The organism is Bacillus sp. GMs2/2, assembly GCF_050172095.1.
In the GTDB taxonomy this organism is placed as follows: Bacteria; Bacillota; Bacilli; order Bacillales; family Bacillaceae_G; genus Bacillus_A; species Bacillus_A cereus.
This window is the reverse complement of record NZ_JBNLYE010000249.1, coordinates 1-6,121: the sequence shown is the minus strand read 5'-3', so window position 1 is coordinate 6,121 and position 6,121 is coordinate 1. Positions and strand designations below refer to the sequence as shown.

Here is a 6,121-nt window from a genome sequence, read left to right as displayed (position 1 = left end):
TACATTGCGCTAATAGTCACACTGATAGCAGCATTTACGTTAGATAGAAACTTACTATTTAAGATCGATTACTTTCTTCTAATAACCTTTGTCTGTTTTTTTATTTTTATCGGAAACATTTCCCATTCCGATGCACTGGGGACATTTGCTCGTGCTAATTTAAGAGGAGATACTTCAGTCTTCTTTAGTTCCATATTTTTGAGTCAATTGATTAGCAATTTTCCTACTTCAATTCTTCTATCAAACTTTACTTCTGATTGGAAAGCTTTATTACTAGGAGTAAATATTGGAGGGCTTGGAACAATTATCGCATCTTTAGCCAGTGTAATCTCCTATAAACTATTCATTCAGGCCAATGTTAAAGAGAGTAAGGCGTATTTAATTAAATTTAGCATTTACAACTTTGCATTTTTAATCATACTTACATGTATACAATACTTTATCTTTAAATTTCTAAAAATTTTTTAAAAAATTGATTCCTTTAGAAAAACCCAAATTTCTCAGCATTAAATTGAGAAATTTGGGTTTTAATATAGGTATGTTTAAAGAGCTACAACAAAGTTACCATCAATTTAATATTTTGAGATGTTCTCACAGTGAAAATCTTTTAGCTTTTACGTTGTTTATTAGATTTCAGTTCATTTTTGAAGTCTTCTTCACAAAATCCTTAATGTCCCTCATTTTTTTCCCGCTAATATTATCTTTGATGGTTGAATCTAGTTCAATTTCTAATTTTGCAAATGCTGCTCCTACACAATTATAGATACTTAATCCCTCTATACTCTTTCAAGCGGTAATCCATTCCGATAGAAATTACAAATGACAAAATTTATCCGTTTTTCCTACTTGCTAAATTCAGCAAGTAAAATGTTTTTAAAAACTTCTGGGTTATTAAGGTTTAAACTGTTCGAATTGATAGCGAGTGTATGTTTACCTCCAAGTGTTCCACCAGCAAAAGTGGAAAACCCTGGAACGGCCCCCCTGTGTCCCCATACCGAGACACCGTTCGGAAGCTTAATTTCAAGTATTCCAAGACCATATCCGGTTCCCTCTCTATTTGTAGGAACTGTAGTAAGCATTTGTTTTAACTGCTGTTCCTTCAGTAATTTGCCACCTAGTAAGCAAGAGAAGAATTTGTTTAAGTCGTCAGCAGTAGAAATCACATCTCCATCCGAGCTACCTGGGTTAATATAAGTAACATCTTTTAGCTCACTCGCTCCGTCTAGTTGCAAATAGCCACGGGCATGCTTGGTGCCTGGAATCACGCTTGAATTACCAGGTAGAAATGTATTTGACAAATCAAGCGGTTCAATAATCCGATTTTCAACCTCTTCCGCATAGCTGTTTCCTGTTACTTTTTCAATAAGGATTCCTAGTATTACATATCCTGTATTTGAATAAGACCAACCCTTTCCTGGGGCAAAGTCTGGGGGAAGTGAAATCCCCATCTTTACAAATTCTTCAGCCGTATACGATTTTTTTATATCCGTAATATCAAAGTCTTTTGAATTTATATAGTCAGCAATACCACTTGTATGATTCAATATTTGCCGGATCGTAATCTGGTTACCATCATATCCATTTCCTTGAATAACACCAGGTAACCATTTTTCAATGGAGTCGTCTAGATTCAAACGGTTCTCTCCAGATAATTGAAGTAGAACTGTTGCAATGAACGTTTTCGTCACACTGCCAATGCGAAAGCGAAAATCTGCTTTCATTGGTTTCTTAGTTTTCAGATCCGCTACCCCAGCTGTATAACTCCAAGTTTTACCCCCCTTAGAAATTTTAGCGAGTATTCCCGGGTATCCAAGTTGCAGTTCATCTCGCATTGCTTTCTTAACGGAAGTACGATCGCTTTGCGTACTTGTTTGTAACGAACTAGATACATTTTGCGTAGATTCTGCTTTTACAACTGATGTTGGTGTTATGTATAACAGGGAACTTCCACCTATTAAAAGTGCTAGACTTGCACATGTAATTTTACTGCGTGTTTTCATAAAAAATTCCTCTTTTCTATTTAAATTGTATTGATGGCTGATAGCTGTCTCATATACTAATCACACAGCTATCAACTCTCCCAATGATAAAAGTCAACACTGAATTTGCAATCAACGTACTAATCATTATTTTCACAAACACCATTGTGTTCTAACAATCTCTAAATCACTCTTTTTCCACATACATATTAACCATAGAAATTACTTCTTTTCCTTAAAACACTCTTGTTACTGATTATTTGTTTTATATGTAGGCCGTACTTGTTCCCCCCTTCATGCCTCCTTATATTTTTATCCTACACAATGAAAATCTCTTTTTTCTTACCTATTCCTTACAAATTCCTTACATACAAAATCACTTCTACAATAGGATTGAAGTAGCATCTGTGCCCGAAAGCGCAAAAAACACCGATGCTTTTCGCTTCAGTGTTTTTGCGCTTTACATATTGTAAGATTCGTTTTACTCTTAACAGGTTAAACTGCTGATTTTTTCTAATGCGATTATTCTTCTTGTTATATAAAACAAATTTCATTGTGTTATATGACACACTATGAAATTTGTCATTACGGCACATGATTCTAAATTTATTGATGTACTTGAGATGGACTCACTTTTTGAATTTGAACAAGTATATCAAACGCTTTACCTAATGATATATCAACAGTTTTTGGTATATCAGGCCCTTCGGTAGTTATTCCAGCGAAAATTGGATGTTGTTCGTTTAACCAAGTTTTTGTCACGCCGTTCGCCTTACGTAAATCAATAAAAAATTGACCTTTTTTGACCTGTCCAAAAATGTAGTTATAACTGTTTGGATCATCCGATTTTAATGTTCCATAGGGGCCAAATTCACCATTGCTATTCTTCACATTGTATTGTCCTTCATAAACTGACGTTCCAATAGATACGTACCGTTTTCCGTAATATTCTGCTAAATGCTGCCCTGCTACTTTAGGGTATATAAAAGAAAGCATATTTGTTTTCGAAACGTGTCCATTATGTCCCCATACAATGGTTTTTCCTAAATGTTCTTCAGTCCACTTCGCATTTTCATACAATGCAATATCATGTTTCAAATAAAAATCCGCTGGTTTATCAGGAGGTGTCGCTAACATTGTAGTAAACTGTTCAATAATACGAGCATTTTGCTTTATCCATACGAACTCTTTAGATTTCCCATTTAAATGACTTTTATTTTCCTCTAATAAAGCACTAATTTGTTTAGCATCTAAAACATACTTTTCTTTTTCTTCTTTCGTAAGGCTTTCAAAAGTATTCATATCCTTTGTTACAGGAATAAGCCCTTTTATCTTCTCTTCTACTCTAGGCAACAGTTTTGAATTGTTCGCTTTAATATATTCTATTATATTATTATAAACATTTTCGTTTACTGATTGAATGTCCATCCCGATGACACGTACTTTCGATTTATGTTTTGGATTAGCATTATATTGCCGAATCCAATCAAGTAAATCTAGCATTTCTTTCGTCTTAAATACAGGTGTTAGATGTTGGTTTGGGTTTCCCTTACCAGTAAGAACATATCGATCAAGTTCCAAGGCCCTGTCCCATCCCTCTTCTAAAACTAGATTGGTAAAGCCCTTTTCAGATACTAAATACTTAACAATGCGGTGTTTCATCGTAAAAACTTCATGAGCCCCATGCGTAGCTTCACCTAAACCTACAATTGAAGCTGAACCTACCATATCCTTAAGTGGTTTCAAATCATTAAGAGATGCAGTTGGATTAGTTGTTTTTAAAGGCTTTGCATGTGCTTCTAACCATTTCGCTATTTGATTTGTATTATAGGGAGCTGTAACAGAAACCTCTGTTTTCGAATCTGCATAAGTATTTCCTACAAAATGAGTCATTGTTATAGCAGAAGCAACAATTGCAATAATTATTTTCTTTTTCATAAAAAACCTCCTGAAATATTTACTTATAGCTTTTTGACATACTCTGCCAACTTCCGTTTAAAACATTCATTTTCTTATTACTGTTAAGATACATTTATTCTAGTTCCTAAAACTCACTTATTTCTTAATAGGTTCTTAAGAAATTCTTAATTCACTTATACGAATATAAAACTAAATAAGCTTCAATTCATTGTATTGTAAATTCCTCATTGCATAACATTATAATGTACAGATATCCGTTATAAATGATGTTATCTAAAGTATTCAATTTCAGTATGTATTATTAACGTAGTTAATATATGGTTAATATAAAGTTCCAAATTTTGATTGTTTGTAGTCTCTTTATCATAGAGTTAATTTAGGGGTTATTTTTTGTTCACTTCATTTTTTTCGGCACTCTGCATCTAGACGGTATACCGATTGGCCACAGTTAGACTATTTCAAATCAAAAAAATAGATTACCTGCACACTAAAGAGTATAGCGCACAGGTAATCTAGTTGTTTTTGAGATTAATAAAAAACTAATTTATCTTTTGAATTCTTCCATCAATAACAGACTGAATTGGTTCTTTTGATTTTTTTATATAATCTACTAATGCTTCAAAATCAGTTGGTCCTGTTTCAGCATCTTTACCGTTTTTAAAAGATACAAATCCATCTCCCCCTGAAGCTAAAAATGCGTTAGCAACGACGCTGTAAGTTTTAGAAGGAATAATTTCTTCTCCATTTGTTAAGCGAATACTTGTTACTTTTTCTCCATTGGGCTTGTTCGCATCCCAAGTGTATTGGATGCCTGAAATTTGAAGCATTCTTGTTATGTCTTTTTGCCATTGTTGATTTAAAATATCACGAATGTCTTGACCTGTTAAATTTACTTTTATTAATTGATTTCCGAATGGTTGAATACCATATATCTCTCCCCATGTAATATCACCAGCATCTAAGTCATTACGAATACCACCAGGATTCATAAGTGCAATTTGGGATTGCATTGTTGTACGCTGGGCATCAGCAACTAAATTTCCAAGAGTAGATTCACCAGCCGTATTGAGTTTGCGATCTAGTGGCGCAATAGACTTACCTACAACTTCATTAACAAGAGGTGCGATTTTTGCTTGATATTTCTCCATCTTCTTCTTTATTTTTTTATCAGGCTCTATGCCTTCATGATAAGTTGTAACAATTTCTGCTTTTTTCTCAACAATATCTTGTGTTTTACGATCAATCTTTACATCAACATCAGCAAAAGCCATACCATATGAATTTGCTTGTACGACAAGTTTATTATTAACAGTTCCATTTACATAAGTGTGGCTATGGCCACCAAAAATAACATCGACTTCTGGATCAGTCTCATTTGCTAATCGGACAATATCACCATTTGTTACGCCGTTCCCATCTGTTATACCTCCGTTATGTGCAAGAACAACGATAGATTTAACGCCTAGTTTTTTTAATTGCTTTACGGATTTGTTAATAGCTTCAACTTCATCTGTAATTTCTACATTCTTTAGCATAGTAGGCATAACAAGGTTAGGAACATCCGTTGTTACGACTCCGATAAATCCAACAGGAACTCCTTGTACCTTTTTTATAGTGAATGGTGGTAAAAATAAACGACCGGTGGATTTATTATAGAAATTTGCAGCAACATATGGGAATTTTGCTCCTTTAAAATTTCCTGTTTTCTCATGGTATCCACCATAAATAAGGCGGTTCATTTCTTTAACACCTTCATCAAATTCATGATTTCCTATCGTTCCAACATCGAATTTCAAATCATTTAGAAATTCAATTGTAGGTTCGTCTTGTAATAATGCTGAAACAGGAGTACTTGCTCCAACAACATCTCCAGCATGTACCTTTAATGTATTTGGATTTTGTTTTTCACGATCACGTAAATAAGCCCCTAAGTACTCAATTCCCCCTGCATCTTTATTGTTAATTTTTTTTACAGTGTCTAGTTGCCCATGAAAATCGTTAATACCGAGCATTTGTACATCTATGTAGCGGTTTGGTTCTGTACTTGCTTGGGCTGAAGGCATAGCAAATACACTAGTAAAAGTAACTGTACTTAATGCTAAAGCAACTGGAATGATTTTTTTCAACATAAAATTTCTCTCCCCTAATTAAAATCTGACATAATACGATGTTATTTTAATATATTAAGAGAATTATTTCCACAAAAATTCTACCAATTATAA

Annotated in this window: 3 protein-coding genes and 2 pseudogenes; 1 reads left to right on the top strand and 4 read right to left on the bottom strand. The window is 33.8% G+C overall.

Annotated elements, in window-relative coordinates:
• Positions 1-468 (top strand): annotated as a pseudogene (locus ACQGS6_RS21440) (anion transporter); the annotation flags it as partial.
• A gap of 165 nt (positions 469-633) precedes the next feature.
• Here ACQGS6_RS21440 and ACQGS6_RS21435 read toward each other — a convergent pair.
• The 4 genes and pseudogenes from ACQGS6_RS21435 to ACQGS6_RS21420 all read right to left on the bottom strand — a co-directional run.
• A pseudogene (locus tag ACQGS6_RS21435) lies at positions 634-732 on the bottom strand (cytochrome P450); the annotation flags it as partial.
• A gap of 110 nt (positions 733-842) precedes the next feature.
• Complete coding sequence (locus tag ACQGS6_RS21430; RefSeq protein WP_000857810.1) at positions 843-2,000, bottom strand: serine hydrolase domain-containing protein; 1,158 nt, start codon at positions 1,998-2,000, stop codon at positions 843-845.
• Between the two features lie 585 nt (positions 2,001-2,585).
• Entirely contained in the window at positions 2,586-3,917 is a 1,332-nt protein-coding gene (locus ACQGS6_RS21425; RefSeq protein WP_025966712.1) for an erythromycin esterase family protein, read from the bottom strand.
• Positions 3,918-4,438: 521 nt separating this feature from the next.
• Positions 4,439-6,028: a bifunctional metallophosphatase/5'-nucleotidase gene (locus tag ACQGS6_RS21420; RefSeq protein WP_025966711.1), complete on the bottom strand. Its 1,590-nt coding sequence runs from the start codon at positions 6,026-6,028 to the stop codon at positions 4,439-4,441.
• Positions 6,029-6,121: the final 93 nt, after the last annotated feature.